The following is an 18,467-nucleotide window of genomic DNA, read 5'->3' on the forward strand; positions in this document are numbered from 1 at the left end:
AACGTGAACATGCGTAGAACAAAAGAAAACGCATGACCGACGAGGTGTGAGCAATGCTGACCAAGAAACAGTTGGATTTGTTGGAATTCATCCACAAACGCGTTCAGGCGGACGGTGTTCCGCCCAGTTTCGATGAAATGAAGGCTGCGCTGGATCTCAGATCGAAATCCGGCATCCATCGCCTGATCACCGCGCTGGAGGAGCGCGGCTTTATCCGCCGTCTTGCCCACCGCGCCCGCGCCATCGAAATCGTCAAGCTTCCGGAAAGTCTGGGCGGTGAGCCGACCGCCGCATTCAAGCCGCGTGTCATCGAAGGCGACAAGCCCAAGGGCCCGCGCCCTGCCAACTTTGAGCCGGTCACGGTGGACGCGATGGAACTGCCCGTGATGGGCCGGATCGCCGCCGGTGTACCGATTGAGGCGATCAGCCATGTGTCGCACCGTGTTGCCGTGCCCGGTACGATGGTATCAGGCAAGGGTGAACATTACGCGCTGGAGGTGCGCGGCGACTCGATGATCGACGCGGGCATCAACGACGGCGACGTGGTCGTGATCCGAGAGACATCCACCGCGGACAACGGCGACATCGTGGTCGCACTGGTCGAGGATCAGGAAGCCACGCTGAAACGGTATTTCCGCAGGGGCCACGCCATCGCGCTTGAGGCGGCGAACCCGGCTTATGAAACCCGCGTTCTGCCCGAAGAAAAGGTCAAGGTTCAGGGGCGGCTGGTCGGGTTGATCCGCAGCTACTGATCGCGGTTTGACTTCAGGTCCCCGGTGCTTGCCGGGGACCATAGCCTGTCGCCGATTACCGCCTTGCTGGTGTGTATGCGATCGTCCGAAAACGCCAGACTTCCTGTTTCCATCAATCGCTCCGGGTCATAAATCCCGCACGCGCCTGCCAATGTCAGGGCGACAGCAGAGATAACGATCTGGTCTTCGCGACACTCGTCAAACCCTTGTGCCGCACGTTTTCCGGTTATGTGTACCAGTTCCTTGCCTTGCCAGACGTATCGCTGAACGGAATCCGTACCTTGCGGCCAGCGTCCGGCTGCCGTCGCCTGACCCACTCCATCACCGTCGTTTTCCAACCAGACGGTGGCGACAAAGCCGCTGCCTTTCTCTTTGCTCAGGGCGCGGCCCTTGTCCGTCATCACCCCGACCAACCCGCCGGAATCCGCGACCAGCACCTCTGGCCGATGCCCCTGCCCCCACATCAGGAACGCAGCAATCACCGGCACCGCCCCCACCCATTTCGGCGCACCACGCCACAACGCAAGGCAAAGCGCGCCAATCGCGAACATGGGCAGCACAAACCACGGCGGGCTGACCACATAACCCTGTGCCCCTTCGAATCCGGAGACCCAGGCAGACACGTTCAAAATCCACTCAAGCCCAAACCCCATGACCGTCAGCGCCACCGCTTCGAGCCCGAAAGGCGCCAGAAGTGCGGCAACAACCGCGGACGGCACAACAATTGTCCCCATAACCGGAACCGAGAGGAGGTTGGCCAGCAAACCGTAGTGAGACATCGTGTTGAAATGCGCAGCGCCGATCGGCGCGGTTGCCAGACCGGCTATTGCCGACGACAAGAACAGCCCTGCAACGGGCCTTAACCATTTCGGACCGGGCATCGGACCATAGTCCCGCAACGCGCCGAATACCGCGACAAGGGCCGTCGTTGCCGCAAAGGACATCTGAAATCCCGGACTCAACAGCGATTCCGGCCGCAAGATCAGCACGATCAGGGCGGCCACGGCTACGGCGCGTAAGGAAATCGCGCGACGGTCGATCAGCACCGCACCCAACATTACGCTGGCCATCACAAACGCCCTTTCCGTAGCGACATTGCCACCCGACAGCATCAGGTAAAAAACTGCCGCAGCCAGCGCGCAGCTTGCCGCAAGCTTTCGCACAGGCAGGCGCAACGCCACGACAGGGATGGCTGATAAGGCCCCCCGGCACACAAGAAACACAAAGCCGGTGAGCAACCCCATATGCAGTCCGGAAATGGCCAGCAGATGCGCCAAATTCGAGGCGCGCAGCGATTTCAGCGTATCCTGACCCATGCCGCTGCGATCGCCGGTTGTGACCGCCGCGGCAAATCCGCCGATCTCACCCGGCAGCACGGCACGCACCCTTTCCGAGATCGCCATGCGCATTGCGGTTATCCGCACGCCCTGAAGTTCACCCTCGGGCCGTGCGACCGTCATCACGGGAACGCGGGTATAGCCGACGGCGCCAAGACGCTGAAACCAGGCGTGACGCCGAAAATCGAACCCGCCGGGCTCGACAGGCCCCTGAGGGGGCGACAGATGACCGGTGGTCATGATCCTCTGCCCCGGCGACAGGGCAGCCGGCCCGCCATGCAGGGAAAGCCGGACGCGCTGCGGTCTGCGATCCGTGGGCAGATCCCCTATTCGTACCCGGTCCAGCGTGACCCGCAGCGCGTCCGACGCAGACCGGTCCAGGGCGACAACCCGCCCCTCGATCGGGCCGTAGTAGCGCCATGACAGAACCGGCTCTGCAACCGTATGGGCGCGTGCCCCCGCCAGAATTACTCCGGCAGCGATCAGGGCACCCGCCGTTGCCAACGATGCCCAGCCCGAGGATGCAGCGCGGCCGACACCGAATTGCACCCCGGCCAGAAGGACCAACGACACATAGACCTGCCATCCCGGTTCGAACCGAAGACTGAAATACAGGCCGATACCAGCCGCCAGGCACACCGGAGACCATTGGAACAAATACCCGGTCTGGGTCAGCAATGCGGCCTCAACCCGTGCCAGAACCTGCATGGTTGCCCCCGTCCTTCGGGCTCGTTAGACAGGCGCCAAACTATGCCCGACACGGTTACCAAAAGGTTAATCCACATAATGTCCGATCAGGTCGTCACCCGCTTTGCCCCCTCGCCCACCGGTTTCCTGCATATCGGAGGGGCACGCACCGCGCTGTTCAACTGGCTTTACGCCCGCGGCCGCGCTGGCAGGTTCCTGTTGCGGATCGAGGACACGGATCGCGAACGGTCCACGCCCGAGGCGACCGCGGCTATCCTGCAAGGCATGGCGTGGCTGGGGCTGGATCACGATGGCGACGTGATCAGTCAGTTCGAAGGGGCGGCCCGGCACGCCGAAGTCGCGCACCAGTTGCTGGCCGGGGGCAAAGCCTACAAGTGCTTTTCAACTCAGGAAGAAATCGCAGCCTTTCGCGAACAAGCCCGGTCCGAGGGCAAATCGACCCTGTTTCGCAGCCCCTGGCGCGATGCGGACCCGGCGACGCACCCCGATGCGCCGTTTGTAGTCCGCATCAAGGCACCGCAAGACGGCGCAACCGTAATCCGCGATCAAGTGCAGGGCGACGTAACCATCCGCAACGACCAGTTGGACGATATGGTCCTGCTGCGCTCGGACGGGACGCCGGTCTATATGCTGGCCGTCGTCGTAGACGATCACGATATGGGCGTGACCCACGTCATCCGGGGCGACGACCACCTGAACAACGCCGCCCGCCAGATGATGATCTATGAGGCGATGGGCTGGGAGGTTCCGGTCTGGGCGCACATCCCGCTGATCCACGGCCCCGACGGCAAAAAGCTTTCCAAACGCCACGGCGCGTTGGGCGCGCAGGAATATCAGGCCATGGGCTATCCGGCTGCCGGCATGCGCAACTATCTGGCGCGACTGGGCTGGAGCCATGGCGACGATGAGTTCTTTACCGACGAGCAGGCGAAAGACTGGTTCGATCTGAACGGCATCGGCAAAAGCCCGGCCCGGTTTGACCTGAAAAAGCTGGAAAACCTGTGTGGTCAGCATATCGCGATCTCAGAAGATGCTGCGTTGCGGCAGGAAATCGAATCTTATCTGGCCGCAGCGGGGCTTGCACCGCTAACGCAGACACAATCCGGTGATCTGGAACGTGCGATGTATTGCCTCAAGGACCGGGCGCGCACGTTCCCGGAACTTCTTGAAAAGGCGCATTTTGTGCTGACCAACCGCCCCGTCGAACCGGATGAGAAGGCGGCAAAGGCGCTTGGCTCGGTATCCGATGGTATACTGGATGAATTGACGCCGCAGCTGCAAAATGCTAGCTGGACGAGAAATGAACTGGAGGAAGCCCTGAATTCGTTCGCAGATGCGAAAGGGCTTAAGTTCGGCAAGTTGGCAGGCCCGCTTCGGGCCGTTCTGGCAGGTCGGGCAGTGACACCTTCGGTTTTTGACATGATGCTTGTGCTGGGGCGCGACGAAACCCTGGCGCGGCTTTCTGATGCAGCGAAGTAAACCCAATCTTCACATTCGGGTAACGCTGCTCCGCTAACACCCGGACTGCGCGCCTGCGCGCAGCCGTTGCCCGCAAGGTCGGACAGCGATCCGACATGCGCATGATTGAGGAAGGGACACTATGACCGACAGCAACAAATCCGCCACTCTGACAGTCCATGGTGAAACATACGAGTTGCCGGTTCATTCGCCGACCGCAGGACCTGACGTTATCGATATCCGCAAGCTCTATGGTCAGGCAGGCGTATTCACCTACGACCCCGGTTTCACCTCCACCGCAAGCTGCGACAGCACCATCACCTATATCGACGGGGAAAAAGGTGAATTGCTGCACCGCGGTTACCCGATCGATCAACTGGCCGAGAAATCGCACTTCCTCGAAGTGTGCTACCTGCTGCTCTACGGAGAGCTTCCGGCAGCAAAGGATCTGGAGAACTTCGAAACCACGATCACCCGCCACACCATGCTGCACGAACAGATGCAGTATTTCTATCGTGGCTTCCGCCGTGACGCGCATCCGATGGCAATTATGGTCGGCGTGGTTGGCGCGATGTCAGCCTTCTATCACGACTCAACCGACATTCATGACCCCCGTCAGCGCGAAGTGGCCTCTCATCGTCTGATCGCCAAGATGCCGACCATCGCGGCCTGGGCCTATAAGTACCACACCGGTCAGCCTTTTGTGTATCCGCGCAACGATCTGGATTACGCGTCGAACTTCCTGCGCATGTGCTTCAGCGTTCCGGCCGAGGAATATGAGGTCAACCCGATCCTCAGCCGCGCGATGGACCGCATCTTTACCCTGCACGCGGACCACGAACAGAATGCCTCGACCTCGACCGTGCGTCTGGCGTCGTCTTCGGGCGCAAACCCGTTTGCCTGCATCGCGGCCGGTATCGCCTGCCTCTGGGGTCCGGCGCATGGTGGTGCCAACCAGGCTTGTCTGGAAATGCTGGAAGAGATCGGCTCGGTTGATCGCATCCCCGAATATATCGCCCGCGCCAAGGACAAGAATGATCCGTTCCGCCTGATGGGCTTTGGCCACCGCGTTTACAAGAACTTCGATCCGCGCGCCAAGGTGATGAAGCAGTCGGCCGACGAGGTGTTGGATCTGCTGGGCATCGAAAACAACCCGAAACTGCAGGTCGCCAAGGAACTGGAGCGCGAGGCGCTGGAAGATCCGTATTTCGCCGAGAAAAAGCTGTTCCCGAACGTGGATTTCTATTCGGGTATCATCCTTGAGGCGATGGGCTTCCCGACCTCGATGTTCACGCCGATCTTTGCGCTGTCACGCACCGTTGGATGGGTCAGCCAGTGGAAAGAGATGATCGCCGATCCTCAGAACAAGATCGGCCGTCCGCGTCAGTTGTATCTGGGCGAAACAACACGTGATTATGTGGATATCGAAAACCGCTGATCACAATGCTAAAATATCAAAAGCCCCGAACCTGCATTCGGGGCTTTTTTCAGAACAGGTTTAGCTGATCCCCCGCCTGTGCCGGTCTTTCGAACAGATCACTGCGCAGTGGCGGGGTTCGCGTCGCAAGGCCAAGCCGTTTCACCGCAAGGCTGAACCGCTTGGCAATGAGCCCGGCATACTCACCCTCGCCCCGCATCCGGTGGCCCCAGCGCGGGTCATAATCCCGTCCGCCGTGCATTTCCCTGAGCTTCGACATGATCTTTTCCGCGCGCGCGGGCTCATGCTCCTTCAGCCAACCTTGCCACAGCTCTGAAACCTCGCGCGGCAGGCGCAGCATGATCCAGCTTGCGGCATCGGCGCCTGCGTCCTTTCCGGCCTCTAGCAGGTTTTCCAACTCGTGATCCGTCAGCCCGGGAACAACGGGCGATGTCATGACCCGCACCGGCACCCCCGCATCAGTGAGCCGCCGAATGATGCGCAACCGCCGCCTGGGCGACGGGGCGCGCGGCTCCATCCTGCGCGACAGATCCGCGTCAAGGGTGGTGAGCGAGATCCCGACTCGGACCAGCCCGACCCGCGCCATATCGGTCAGGATATCCAGATCCCGTTCGATCAGCGCGCCCTTGGTGACGATGGCGACCGGGTGTTGAAATTCCTGCAACACCTTCAGGCATGATCTTGTAATCAAGCGGGTCTTCTCGACAGGCTGGTAAGGATCGGTATTCGTACCAAGGGCGATGGGCGCAACCTTGTAACCTTTGGACGAAAGCTCTTTTCTCAGAACTTCCCCAGCGTTCGGGCGGGCGATCAGGCGGGTTTCAAAATCCAGACCCGGAGACAGACCAAGATAGGCGTGGGTCGGGCGGGCAAAACAATAAACGCAACCATGCTCGCATCCACGATACGGGTTGATCGACCGGTCAAACGGCAAATCGGGCGAGCGGTTGTAGGTGATCAGGCTGCGCGCGATTTCATCGCGAACATCTGTCCGCAGCGGCGGAAGGTCCTCGTCGATGTCCCAACCGTCTTCACAGGGAACCGTATCGAACCTTTCGAACCGGCCTGCGGCGTTCGTGGCCACACCCCGGGCCTTTATGTTGGCTGCAACCATTACTTTGTTCTCTTTTTGTTCCCATCACATATACAACCGTTGTCGTACCCCGGCAAGAACCCCAACGCCGCTCCTGTCGAGCGCAGTAAAATCAGCAACTTGTGATGCCGCCCGCAGCAAGCGCCATTTCCCGGTCATGAATGAAACACAGGATAATGATGCGGAATTTTCGGTCGAGCGAAGGAAAAATCTGTCCTATAGGTCGGTCCCGAAACGACCAAGGTCGCAATCGTCACAGTCAAACTGCGACGTTTTGGCCAAAACGGGAAAAATGCCACCACGGGCCTCGGGTCCGAACAGCTCAGGGAAACGCCCCATGTCTGATGAAGAAGACATTGTCCTGTCCGAACTGAACGACGACGAGCTCGTCGAACAGATGTTCGACGATCTTTACGACGGCCTGAAGGAAGAAATCGAAGAAGGTGTGAACATCCTGCTGGAACGCGGTTGGACACCATATGACATCCTGACCAAGGCTCTGGTCGGTGGCATGACGATCGTTGGCCACGACTTCCGCGACGGTATTCTTTTCGTGCCTGAGGTTCTTCTGGCCGCCAACGCCATGAAGGGCGGTATGGCGATCCTCAAGCCCCTACTGGCCGAAACCGGCGCACCACGCGTCGGCAAGATGGTGATCGGCACCGTGAAGGGCGACATCCACGACATCGGCAAGAACCTGGTTTCGATGATGATGGAAGGCGCGGGCTTCGAGGTTGTCGATATCGGCATCAACAACCCGGTCGAAAACTATCTGGAAGCGCTGGAAACCGAAAAGCCCGACATTCTGGGCATGTCGGCCCTGCTGACCACTACAATGCCCTACATGAAAGTCGTGATCGACACGCTGGTTGAACAGGGCATGCGCGAGGAATACATCGTTCTGGTTGGTGGCGCGCCTCTGAACGAGGAATTTGGCAAGGCCATCGGCGCAGACGCATATTGCCGTGACGCGGCCGTCGCCGTTGAAACCGCCAAGGATTTCGTGTCGCGAAAGCACAATCAACTGGCCGGCTGACCGGACAAACGGACTTGTTTGAGGGCCGTCCGGTAACCGGGCGGCCTTGTTTGTTTTCAAAGACGTATCGGGTAAACTTCATCTGATCTGTCGCTAACACTCCGAAAGGTGCGGCCATGCAGCAGGACGAACTGCCAGACGACACCAGCCTGACGACAGAGGGGTACGCGCCCGTCACGCCGGGCCGTATTCTGCTGTTGGCCTGCGGCGCGCTGGCCCGTGAAATACTGGACCTGAAACAGCGCAACGGCTGGGATCATATGGCGCTGACCTGTCTGCCTGCCATTCTGCATGTCTACCCGGAGAAAATCACTCAGGCCGTTCGCGACGCCGTCGCCAAGCACCGCGATCAGTATGACCAGATCTTTGTCGTTTACGCGGATTGCGGAACCGGCGGCCTGTTGCAGAAAGCCTGCGAAGAGATGGGCGTTGAAATGATCAAAGGGCCCCATTGCTATTCCTTCTTCGAAGGAAATCAGGCCTTTGCCGAACGCGGCGATGACGAAACGACGGCTTTTTACCTGACGGATTTTCTGGCCCGGCAATTCGATGCCTTTGTCTGGAAGCCTCTGGGCCTGGACCGGCACCCTGAATTGCGGGACATGTATTTTGGCAACTATACCAAGCTGATCTATCAGGCGCAGACCGACGATGCGGATCTGACCGCCCGCGCCCGTGACTGCGCCGAACGCATGGGGCTGGAATTCGAGCGCCGCTTTACCGGATATGGTGACCTTGAAACCACGTTGACGGGATGGGCCAGCCAGCCACCATCCGGCTCTCGTCGTTAATTCACGCGTTTTCCTGTGCCACGTCCCGGATACGTTCGATCATCGAGCGCAATCCGTTTGAGCGTTGCGCCGACAGGTGGTCATTCAGACCCAGCCGCGCCAGTTCGCCGCCCGCATCCACAATCGGCACGTCGCGTACGGGCAAACCGTTATAGAGGGATCGCAGCACCGCAATCAGCCCGCGCACGATCAGGGCATCGCTGTCACCGTCGAACCGAAAGACACCGTTTTCGATAATCGGATGCAGCCAGACCTGACTGGCGCAGCCATGCACCTTGGTTGCGGGCACTTTCAGCGCCTCATCCAACGGTGCCATTGCCTTGCCCTGCTCAATCACATGGCGATAGCGGTCTTCCCAGTCTTCCAGAAACTCGAAATCTTCGACGATTTCCTCAAAGGCAGGCGTTGCCATTTCGCGGCGGTCCTTTTGTTGCGGTTACAATTGTGACCTATGCTTCCGTTCTGTGCCTGTCCACCCCCCTGCGTGGCTTTTCAAACCCCGCAATTTGCGGTAACCCATTGCTGGAATTACTGCTCTGGACGTTGGGACCATGCAAAAATCGCTTACTCTACTTATGGTCGCCGCCCTGACCTTGTCTGCCTGCAACAGCTGGAGAGATTCGCGGGTCAATCCCTCCAACTGGTTTGGCTCCAGCGCACCCGCACCAACAGAGGTCTCGGCAGACGATGCTGACGCCCTGGTGCCCAAGCAAAGCGAAGGCGTGGGGCTGTTTTCACGGCCCGAGGCTGAGGACACCAGCGTCCCGATCGCCAGAATTGATGAGCTTCGGATCGAACCGACGCCGACCGGCGCAATCGTCTACGTCGCAGGTACCGCGACCCGGCAAGGGGCCTATAACGCACAGCTGGTTCGCGTGGAAAACGAAGCGAATGCGGAAAACGGCGTTCTCGAATACACGTTCCGTGTCAACTATCCGTCTTATGCGACAAATCAGGGGACCGAGCGTTCGCGCAAAGTTTCGGACGCAGCCAATGTCAGTGTGAAGGAATTGGAAAGCATCCGCCTGGTGCGGGTTGCGGGCCAGCAGAACGCGCTGGAATCCCGGCGCCGTTAAGGCCTAAAGCGCAACCACCTTTACGGTCTGGCCCTTTGCGGCCAGCGCGATCTTGCCCTCACACAGTTTCAGGGCATCCTCGCCAAAAACCTCGAACCGCCAGCCCGACATGGCCGGCAATTCGCGTTCGCCGGCAGCGATCTGATCAAGTTCAGAGCTTGTGGCGATCAGCTTGGCAGCAACGCCCGAGGTTTCGGTCTTGGATTTAAGCAACACGCGCAGCAGATCAGACAGCGCCGGGTTGACCTTGAGCTTGTCACGGCTGGTGTCGATCCGCGGCAGATTTTCGGCCGGGCAGTTCACACCTTTCTTTACCGCAGAAAGAATCCCATCGGCGATTGCCCCTCTCCGCGCCTCGCGCAACAGCAGGCGGGACCCGCCCAGATCAGACGATGATTTCGGTTTGGTCGAGGCCAGCTCGATCAGCGCGTCATCCTTGAACACCCGGCTGCGCGGGACGTTGTTTTCCTGCGCATAGGCTTCGCGAAACTGGGCAAGTTCGCGCACCACGGCCAGAAACTTGGCCGAGTTCGTACGCGTTTTCACGCGTTTCCACGCATCCTCGGGGCGAATGTCATAGGTTGCCGGTTCGGTCAGGGTGCGCAGTTCCTCAGCAACCCAATGGCTGCGTTGGGATTTTTTCAGTTCAGCCGCCAGATACTCATAGATCTGCCGCAGGTGGGTGACATCCGCCAGCGCATAGGTTTTCTGCGCCTCGGACAATGGCCGCCGCGACCAGTCGGTGAACCGAGAGGTCTTGTCGACGCCCTGTTTGCAGATTTTGCGCACCAGAGTCTCATATCCGACCTGTTCGCCAAATCCGCAGACCATGGCAGCGACCTGCGTGTCGAATAACGGTTTGGGAAAGACGCCGGCTTCCACCCAGAAAATCTCAAGGTCCTGACGCGCGGCGTGGAACACCTTGACCACGCTTTCGTTGCCGAACAGCTCATACAGCGGGTCCAACGACATTCCGTCGGCCAACGGATCAACCAGTACGGCGCTGTCTTCGTCCGGGGACGGCACCGCAAGCTGTAACAGGCAGAGTTTGGAGTAATATGTCCGCTCGCGCAGAAATTCGGTGTCGACAGTGACATAGTCATAGTCCGCAGCGGCCTTGCAGAAATCGGCCAGCTCTTGCGTCGTTGTCAGGGTTTTCATGCGCGGTGCTGTACTTGCTCTTGTTCTTCTCGTGGCTGCCCGTCAGTTCATTGCCGTACCGAGCCGTAGTGCAGACCATAGGCCGATTTCCGGGCGCGTGTAAATCACCCTGAGACGTTCACGGCAGCAACACCGGCGTTCTGTCTTCGATGGCGTATCGCTGCAACACTGCGGGGTAAAGCCTGTGCTCCCAGACCAGTACGCGGGCGGCCAGGGTTTCGGGCGTGTCCGCGTCCTCGATGTTCAGCCGGGCCTGTCCCAGGATCGGCCCGTCATCCAGCGCCGCCGTCACTTCGTGAACCGAACATCCGTGTTCGGCATCCCCGGCTTCGATCGCACGCGCATGGGTGTTCAAGCCCTTGTACCTCGGCAAGAGCGAGGGGTGGATGTTCAGCATCCGCCCCTGAAAGCGCGAAACGAAATCGCCGGTCAGAACCCGCATGAACCCGGCCAGACAAACGATGTCGGGCTGTGCCTGTTCCAGCGGTTTCAGCAATTCAGCTTCAAAAGCCGCCCGGTCGCCCCTGAATGGCCGATGGTCCACCGCCGCCGTCGGAATGCCGCGGTCGGCAGCCTTTTTCAGACCGCCCGCCTGCGGGTCGTTCGACAGAACCAGACAGGCGCGCGCCGGGTGGTCGCCGACCATGCTGTCGACCAGCGACACCATGTTGGAGCCGCCCCCGGATATCAGAATGGCGACGCGCTTGTGGCTCACAACAGCTTGCCCGAATAGGCCACGCCCGGCGCATCTGTCACCGTGCCGATCCGCGCGACGGTTTCACCGTCATCGGCCAGCATTGCGGCCAGTTCATCGGCGCGTGCCGCGTCACAGACAACGATCATGCCGATGCCGCAGTTGAAGGTTTTCAGCATTTCGGCCTCGGCGATCCCGCCGGTTTCCGCCAACCAGCGGAACACGGGCGGCAGATCCCAGGCGTTCAGGTCGATTTCAGCGCCCAGTTCGTCGGGCAGAACGCGCGGCAGGTTCTCAGTCAGGCCGCCGCCGGTGATATGGGCCAGTGCGTGTACACCCCCTGCCCGGATCGCCTGCAATGCCGGCTTCACATAAAGCCGCGTCGGCGTCAGCAGCGCCTCACCCAGCGAGCCGCCACCAAAGGGCGATGCCGCGTTCCAGCCCAGCCCCGACATTTCAACCAGCTTGCGCACCAGCGAATAGCCGTTGGAATGCACCCCGTTCGAGGCCAGCCCCAGCAGCACATCGCCCTGCTGCACCCCGTCAGGCAGGTGCGCCCCGCGCTCCATCGCGCCAACCGAGAACCCGGCCAGATCGAAATCCCCTTCGGGATACATGCCCGGCATCTCGGCCGTCTCACCCCCGATCAGGGCGCATCCCGACTGCACACACCCTTCGGCAATGCCTTCGATGATTCGCGCCGCGGTGTCGGTGTCCAGCTTGCCGGTGGCAAAATAGTCCAGGAAGAACAGAGGCTCGGCCCCCTGACAGATCAGGTCATTGACGCACATCGCCACCAGATCGATGCCCACGCCGTCGACCACGCCGGTGTCGATGGCAATACGCAGCTTGGTGCCAACCCCGTCAGTCGCACCAACCAGAATGGGGTCTTGGTAACCGGCGGCCTTCAGGTCGAAAAGAGCGCCAAATCCGCCCAGGCCGCTCATGACGCCGGACCGGTTTGTGCGCTTGGCCGCAGGCTTGATGCGGTCGACCAGAGCGTTCCCTGCGTCAATATCCACGCCTGCATCGGCATAGGTGATTCCGTTCTTGCCCGCTGTCATGGCCAACCCTTCATGAATGCTGTCTCGCGCGGGTTAGTCGATTGTGCCCTGCGTTGCAACGGTCAGGCTTGACGCGGGCGTTCACCGTGATAGGCAAAGCGCTCAGGCGGGCCTGTAGCTCAATTGGTTAGAGCAGAGCGCTCATAACGCTTTGGTTGGGGGTTCGAGTCCCTCCGGGCCTACCATCTATCCGCCGTTACCTGAACTTTCCTGTGCCTCGCCTGCCCATCAGGGTAACGCGTCCGGTCTTGCCAATCCGTTGCAAATGGCCTTCTTCTTGATGTCACAGGCGGCAATCGGGGTCAGGACAAATGGTTGAAAGCGTTCAGGCCGTGACCCGCCTTACCATCATCGTCGCACCCAATTTCAACATGTCCGCAACGATGGGGTTCATTGACCCGTTTCGGGCAGCGAACTATCTGGACGGCAAGTCCTATTTCAAATGGAATTTCGTTTCTGAATCAGGCGGTTTCTGCGTTTCCAGCAATGGCTCGGGCATTGGAACTGAGTCCCTGAATGCGCCGGGCGCTGAACGTCCGGACATTGTCATTGTCTCCACAAGCTGGACACCTGAAAGGCACATGACCGAGAAGATCGGCAGCGCCTTGCGGCACTGGGCAAGGTCCGGGGCAACGCTGGGTTCACTGGACACCGGGGCATTTGTTCTGGCACAGGCCGGATTGCTGAAAGGCCGGCGCGCAACTGTTCATTACGAACATATCGACGCCTTTCAGGAGCTTTTCCCGGATATCGAAGTGGTGGAAAACCTGTATGCGCTGGACGGCAACCGGATCACCTGCTGCGGAGGTGGTGGCGCGGTGGACTTTGCGCTGCAAATTCTGCAGGGCATCCATGGCAGCGCGCTGGCGAATGCAGCCGCGCGGTATATCTTTCACGACCGGCTCAGAGGTCCGGCCGCCATGCAGCAGCCTGAAGGCAGCGAACCCCTGGGAACGGTCGTCCCGGCGACATTGAAAACCGCGATTCAGGTGATGGAATCGCATCTGGAGGACCCGATGCCGATACCTGATATCTGCAAACTGGCGGGTATCTCACATCGTCAGCTCGACCGGCTGTTTGCCACCTACATCAAAAAGACGCCGGCGCTTTATTACCGCGACATCCGACTGGACCGCGCGCGCGGGCTGGTGACGCAAACAGAGCTGCCCATTGCTCAGGTCGCGGCGGCGTCCGGGTTTGCCAGCCAGGTCCACTTTAGCCGGTCATACAAGGACAGGTTCGGTCTGCCCCCCAGCCAGGACCGGATCGAGGGGCGCGTGCCGTTCGAATATCGCGCTTGGCCGATGCACCGAAAGCCCAAGGTCTGACCCAACCGGATGACGTAAATAGTCAACTCCGTGGCGTAAAAAGTTAAGCGTCGGAGCGCTTTTGCGGGGAACATGCTAACGACAAGCCAGTTACCCGGTGGCCCAGCCCCGGGCCAGTCAGTTGGAGCCCCCGATGAGCGCGCTGCCGTCCAAAGAACAATTCAACCGCATTTCCGACGGGTTCAGCACCGACCCGTTCAACACGCATTCTCTCAAGGCTGAGGCCTATGTTGATCCGGCGTGGCATCAGGTTGATCTGAACGGCATTCTCGCCCGGACATGGCAATGGGTGTGCCATGTCGAAAAACTGCGAGCGCCCGGGTCCTATGTCACGGTCGAAATCGCCGGACGCCCGATCGCCGTTGTGCGTGACCGCGAAGGCGAATTGCGCGCCTTCTACAATGTCTGCAAACACCGCGCGCATCACTTGCTGTCAGGCGAAGGCGAGACGACCCGCATCATGTGCCCCTACCACGCCTGGGTTTACAAACTGGATGGCCAGTTGGTACGCGCGCCCGAAACCGAGAACCTGACCGGCTTCAGCACCAAGGACATCTGCCTGGATCAGGTTCAGGTCGAAGAGTTCGCCGGTTTCGTCTTTGTCAATCTGGACCCCAAAGCCCGCCCGCTCCACGAAGTTTCCGGCAACCTGCAGACCGAGATCCGCCATTGGGCCCCGGATATCGAGCAGCTGACATTCGGGCACCGGCTGACCTATGACATCAGGTCAAACTGGAAGAATGTCGTCGACAATTTCCTGGAATGCTATCACTGCCCGACCGCGCATAAGGACTTCTGCGATCTGGTCGACATGGACACCTACAAGGTGACCACTTACGGCATCTACTCCAGCCATATGGCCGAGGCGGGTAAGGGCGCGAATACCGCTTATGACGTGTCGAACGCCACAGTCCGCACCCATGCGGTCTGGTGGTTGTGGCCGACCACCTGCCTGATGCGGTATCCGGGACGGTCGTCGATGATCGTGCTCAACATCATCCCGGTGGGTCCGGACCGGACGTTGGAAACCTACGACTTCTTCCTCGAAACCCCAGAGCCGGACGAAATGGAGCTGGAAGCGATCCGCTATCTGGACGAGGTTCTGCAACGCGAAGACATCGCAATTGTCGAAAGCGTGCAGCGCGGCATGAGCACTCCCGCCTTTACCCAGGGCCGGATCGTCCATGACCCGAACGGTTCGGGAAAATCGGAACATGCGGTGCATCATTTTCATGGGCTAGTTCTGGACGCCTACGCAAAGGCCGCGCCGTGACACGGCCCAATATCGTCGTGGTCATGGCCGACCAGCTTGCGCCACATTTCTGCGGCGCCTACGGCCACCCGACGGTGAAGACGCCACATATTGATGCTCTGGCTGTGCGCGGCATGCGGTTTGATGCGGCCTATTGCAACTCACCCCTTTGCGCGCCGTCGCGCTTTGCGTTCATGTCCGGGCAATTGATCAGCCGGATCGCCGCCTATGACAATGCCAGCGAGTTCCGCGCCTCGGTGCCGACTTTTGCGCATTACCTTCAGGCGCTGGGGTATCGCACCTGCCTGTCGGGCAAGATGCATTTTGTCGGCCCCGATCAGATGCACGGATTTCAGGACCGCGTGACCACAGATATCTACCCCGCCGATTTCGCATGGACCCCGGATTGGGAGGCCCCGGACGAGCGGATCGACAAGTGGTATCACAACATGCAGACAGTCAAGCAAAGCGGCGAGGCCGTCGCGACCTTTCAGACCGATTACGATGACGAGGTCGAATTCGCCGCCCGACGCTGGCTGATCGACCGGGGCCGGGACCGGGCCGCCGGCAATGGCGCGCCATTCTGTCTGGTCGCCAGTTTCATCCATCCGCACGACCCCTATGTGGCCAGGCCGGAATGGTGGAACCTCTACACGGACGATGACGTCCCCATGCCGGATTTCACCCTGACGCCCGAGGAACAGGACCCGTTCTCGCGCCGGGTGATGGATGGGATCGAGGCGAGCCATGTGCCCCTGACCCCGGAAGAAATCCGCCGTGCCCGCCGCGCCTATCTGGCCAATGTAAGCTATTTCGACAGCAAACTGGGCGCGATGGTGAAGGCGTTGGCGGACATCGGAGAGCTGGACAACACCATCGTCGTCGTCACTGCCGATCACGGCGACATGCTGGGCGAGCGCGGCTTGTGGTACAAGATGAACTTCTTCGAACACTCGGCCCGCGTGCCTTTGATCATCGCTGGTCCGGGCGTGGTATCCGGTTCCACAGCCAACGCCTGTTCGCTGATCGACCTGCTGCCGACCTTCGTTGAACTCGCCGGAGGATCGGACGCGATGTTCGGCGAACCGGTGGATGGCCGCTCTCTGTTGCCGTTGATGCGCGGGGAACAGGACCCGGTGGACGAGGCCATCGGTGAATACTGCGCCGAGATGACCCCCTACCCCGTGTTCATGATCCGGCGCGGGGCATTGAAATACATTCATTGCGACCCGGACCCGCCGCAGCTTTACGACCTGTCCGCCGATCCGCTGGAAACTAATAATGTCGCCGGCGATCCGGCATATGCGGATTTGGCTGCCGGATTCGTCGCCGAGGTTACGCGCCGCTGGGACAGTGAAAAGCTGCGCGCCGACGTGATCGCGACCCAGAAATCGCGCCGCGCCCTGCATGCGGCGATGCAGGCCGGTTCGGGCGAGCCCTGGGATTACAACCCGCCCCGCGATGCCGCGCAGGAATATGTGCGCAACACCGTCGATTGGCCCGTTGCCGCAGCGCGCTATCGCTATCCGCCGCTGAAGGAGAAGGACGAATGATGCTGAAAGGCAAAACCGCGCTGGTCACCGGTGGCCGTGGCGGGATCGGACGCGCCATCGTCGCGCGTTTCCTGCGTGAAGGCGCGCAGGTCTTTGCGGCCGACCTGTCGCCCGAAGGGTCTCTGGCCTCGCACGACTCGGATGGCAGCAATTTCGTGAAACTGGACGTGACCCAGGAAGCCGACGCAATCGCCGCGATGGAAAGGATCGGTGACGAGGCCGGTAAACTGGACATACTGGTCAACGCCGCCGGGATCGAGATCGAAAAGACCATCGAAGAAACCACGCTTGAAGAATGGAACCTGTCGTTTGCTGTCAACGTCACCGGCACATTCCTGACTTCGAAACACGCGCTGCCCCTCATGCGCAAGGCGGCAAGCGCGGGCACTACTGCCTCGATCATCAATTTCGGCAGCTATGACGGGTTTATCGCGGATCCCGGCCTTGCCGCCTATTGCGCCACCAAAGGTGCGGTTCACGCGCTGACCCGGGCCATGGCCTGCGATCATGGGCAGGACGGCATCCGGGTCAATGCGATCTGCCCCGGTTATGTCGATACCCCTATGTTGCAAAGCTTTTTCACCGGCGACGGGTCCGGCGGCGGCGGCAAGACGATCGACCAGCTGCAACAGGCGGTGCGCGACGTTCACCCGATGCGCACCTATGGCACGCCGGAAGACATCGCCAATCTGGTCAACTGGCTGGCCTCGGACGAGGCGCGTTACGCCAGCGGGCAGCTTTGGGTTCTGGACGGGGGGCTGAGCGCGCAGGTTCAGCAGATGAAGCTATGAGCAAACCGGTCATCATCACCTGCGCTCCGACCGGCGGCATCCACACGCCGACCATGTCAGAGCATCTGCCGATCACGCCCAATGAAATCACCGAGGCGAGCATCGGCGCGGTCGAGGCCGGGGCCTCGATCATTCACCTTCATGCCCGCAACCCGGAAAACGGTCGCCCCGATCCGGACCCTGAACTGTTCATGCAATTCCTGCCCCGCATCAAACAGGCGACCGGCGCGGTGATGAACGTCTCGACCGGCGGCGGGCTGGGCATGACGCGCGAGGCAAGGTTGCGTGCCGCCTTGCGCGCCAGCCCGGAAATGGCCAGCATGAACATGGGGTCGATGAATTTTGGCATCTTTCCGATGATGCAGAAATATTCGAACTGGAAACATGAGTGGGAGCCCGAGTTCCTGGACATGACCCGCGACTTCATCTTCCGTAACACATTTGCGGATATCGAATACGCGATGAAGGAACTGGGCGAAGGCCATGGCACGAAGTTCGAGTTCGAATGCTACGATCTTGGCCATCTCTACAATCTGGCATGGGTGGTCGATCAGGGCTGGGTCAAGCCGCCCTTCTTCATCCAGATGGTGTTCGGCATCCTGGGGGGCGTCGGTGCTGATCCGGACAACCTGATGCACATGCACTCCATTGCCGAAAAACTGTTCGGCGGCAGTTATGAATGGTCGGTGCTGGCGGCTGGCCGACATCAGATGGCGTTTACGACACAGGCCGCGATACTCGGCGGCAATGTCCGCGTGGGCCTGGAGGACAGCCTCTACATCGGCCCGGGCGAAAAGGCGAAATCCAATGCCGATCAGGTGCGGAAAATCCGCTCGATCATCGAAAACCTTGGCCTGACGGTCGCCACGCCCAAAGACGCCCGGCAAAGACTGGGCCTCAAAGGCAACGACCAGACCGCGTTCTGATTGGGGAAA

At 60.3% G+C, this 18,467-nt stretch carries 17 protein-coding genes and 1 tRNA gene; 12 read left to right on the forward strand and 6 right to left on the reverse strand.

Annotated elements, in window-relative coordinates; all coding sequences use genetic code 11:
- Window positions 1-53: 53 nt before the first annotated feature.
- Window positions 54-752 (forward strand): transcriptional repressor LexA, encoded by a 699-nt coding sequence (lexA, locus tag ACXAC3_RS13400; protein WP_475160957.1) that lies wholly within the window; start codon window positions 54-56, stop codon window positions 750-752.
- Here the strand turns inward: lexA and ACXAC3_RS13405 are convergent.
- A complete protein-coding gene (locus tag ACXAC3_RS13405) occupies window positions 746-2,797 on the reverse strand; it encodes a ComEC/Rec2 family competence protein (protein WP_475160960.1) in 2,052 nt (683 codons plus the stop codon). The genes lexA and ACXAC3_RS13405 overlap by 7 nt on opposite strands.
- A 78-nt stretch (window positions 2,798-2,875) precedes the next feature.
- Between ACXAC3_RS13405 and gltX the strand changes: the two genes are divergently transcribed.
- Both gltX and gltA read left to right on the forward strand, forming a co-directional pair.
- A complete protein-coding gene (gene gltX, locus ACXAC3_RS13410; RefSeq protein ID WP_475163429.1) occupies window positions 2,876-4,276 on the forward strand; it encodes a glutamate--tRNA ligase in 1,401 nt (466 codons plus the stop codon).
- Window positions 4,277-4,397: 121 nt separating this feature from the next.
- Window positions 4,398-5,693, forward strand: coding sequence for a citrate synthase (gltA, locus tag ACXAC3_RS13415; protein ID WP_475160963.1), 1,296 nt, complete (start codon window positions 4,398-4,400; stop codon window positions 5,691-5,693).
- A 49-nt stretch (window positions 5,694-5,742) separates the two neighbouring features.
- Here the strand turns inward: gltA and ACXAC3_RS13420 are convergent, their stop codons facing one another.
- Entirely contained in the window at window positions 5,743-6,807 is a 1,065-nt protein-coding gene (locus ACXAC3_RS13420) for a PA0069 family radical SAM protein (protein WP_475160964.1), read from the reverse strand.
- A 316-nt stretch (window positions 6,808-7,123) separates the two neighbouring features.
- Here ACXAC3_RS13420 and ACXAC3_RS13425 point away from each other — a divergent pair, with 316 nt between their 5' ends.
- Both ACXAC3_RS13425 and ACXAC3_RS13430 read left to right on the forward strand, forming a co-directional pair.
- Window positions 7,124-7,822: a corrinoid protein gene (locus tag ACXAC3_RS13425; protein ID WP_475160966.1), complete on the forward strand. Its 699-nt coding sequence runs from the start codon at window positions 7,124-7,126 to the stop codon at window positions 7,820-7,822.
- 116 nt (window positions 7,823-7,938) lie between these two features.
- On the forward strand, window positions 7,939-8,613 hold the full coding sequence (locus ACXAC3_RS13430; RefSeq protein WP_475160968.1) for a DUF1638 domain-containing protein: 675 nt from the start codon (window positions 7,939-7,941) through the stop codon (window positions 8,611-8,613).
- 1 nt (window position 8,614) lies between these two features.
- Here ACXAC3_RS13430 and ACXAC3_RS13435 read toward each other — a convergent pair whose 3' ends face one another.
- The gene (locus tag ACXAC3_RS13435; protein WP_475160971.1) at window positions 8,615-9,025 is read right to left on the reverse strand and encodes a SufE family protein; all 411 of its coding nucleotides are present in this window, start codon (window positions 9,023-9,025) and stop codon (window positions 8,615-8,617) included.
- A gap of 139 nt (window positions 9,026-9,164) precedes the next feature.
- On the opposite strand from ACXAC3_RS13435, the gene ACXAC3_RS13440 reads away from it, so the two are divergent.
- Window positions 9,165-9,689 (forward strand): hypothetical protein, encoded by a 525-nt coding sequence (locus ACXAC3_RS13440; RefSeq protein ID WP_475160975.1) that lies wholly within the window; start codon window positions 9,165-9,167, stop codon window positions 9,687-9,689.
- 3 nt (window positions 9,690-9,692) lie between these two features.
- Here ACXAC3_RS13440 and rnd read toward each other — a convergent pair whose 3' ends face one another.
- The 3 genes from rnd to purM all read right to left on the reverse strand — a co-directional run bounded on the left by rnd (window position 9,693) and on the right by purM (window position 12,608).
- Entirely contained in the window at window positions 9,693-10,850 is a 1,158-nt protein-coding gene (gene rnd, locus ACXAC3_RS13445) for a ribonuclease D (RefSeq protein WP_475160977.1), read from the reverse strand.
- A gap of 118 nt (window positions 10,851-10,968) precedes the next feature.
- On the reverse strand, window positions 10,969-11,565 hold the full coding sequence (gene purN / locus ACXAC3_RS13450; protein WP_475160979.1) for a phosphoribosylglycinamide formyltransferase: 597 nt from the start codon (window positions 11,563-11,565) through the stop codon (window positions 10,969-10,971).
- Entirely contained in the window at window positions 11,562-12,608 is a 1,047-nt protein-coding gene (gene purM, locus ACXAC3_RS13455) for a phosphoribosylformylglycinamidine cyclo-ligase (protein ID WP_475160981.1), read from the reverse strand. Before purM ends, purN begins: the two co-directional genes overlap by 4 nt.
- Window positions 12,609-12,716: 108 nt before the next feature.
- On the opposite strand from purM, the gene ACXAC3_RS13460 reads away from it, so the two are divergent.
- From ACXAC3_RS13460 to kce, 6 genes are all read left to right on the forward strand, one after another.
- Window positions 12,717-12,793, forward strand: a tRNA-Ile gene (locus ACXAC3_RS13460).
- Between the two features lie 126 nt (window positions 12,794-12,919).
- Window positions 12,920-13,936, forward strand: coding sequence for a GlxA family transcriptional regulator (locus ACXAC3_RS13465; protein WP_475160982.1), 1,017 nt, complete (start codon window positions 12,920-12,922; stop codon window positions 13,934-13,936).
- Between the two features lie 133 nt (window positions 13,937-14,069).
- Window positions 14,070-15,209 carry an aromatic ring-hydroxylating oxygenase subunit alpha gene (locus ACXAC3_RS13470; RefSeq protein WP_475160986.1) on the forward strand — a complete coding sequence of 380 codons (1,140 nt, stop codon included), beginning with the start codon at window positions 14,070-14,072 and terminating at the stop codon, window positions 15,207-15,209.
- The gene (gene betC, locus ACXAC3_RS13475; protein ID WP_475160989.1) at window positions 15,206-16,741 is read left to right on the forward strand and encodes a choline-sulfatase; all 1,536 of its coding nucleotides are present in this window, start codon (window positions 15,206-15,208) and stop codon (window positions 16,739-16,741) included. The genes ACXAC3_RS13470 and betC overlap by 4 nt, the downstream gene beginning before the upstream one ends.
- Window positions 16,738-17,532: an SDR family NAD(P)-dependent oxidoreductase gene (locus tag ACXAC3_RS13480; protein ID WP_475160992.1), complete on the forward strand. Its 795-nt coding sequence runs from the start codon at window positions 16,738-16,740 to the stop codon at window positions 17,530-17,532. The genes betC and ACXAC3_RS13480 overlap by 4 nt, the downstream gene beginning before the upstream one ends.
- On the forward strand, window positions 17,529-18,458 hold the full coding sequence (gene kce / locus ACXAC3_RS13485; RefSeq protein ID WP_475160993.1) for a 3,5-dioxohexanoate:acetyl-CoA acetone transferase: 930 nt from the start codon (window positions 17,529-17,531) through the stop codon (window positions 18,456-18,458). Before ACXAC3_RS13480 ends, kce begins: the two co-directional genes overlap by 4 nt.
- Window positions 18,459-18,467: the final 9 nt, after the last annotated feature.

The organism is Ruegeria sp. ABV4_181 (genome assembly GCF_056158465.1).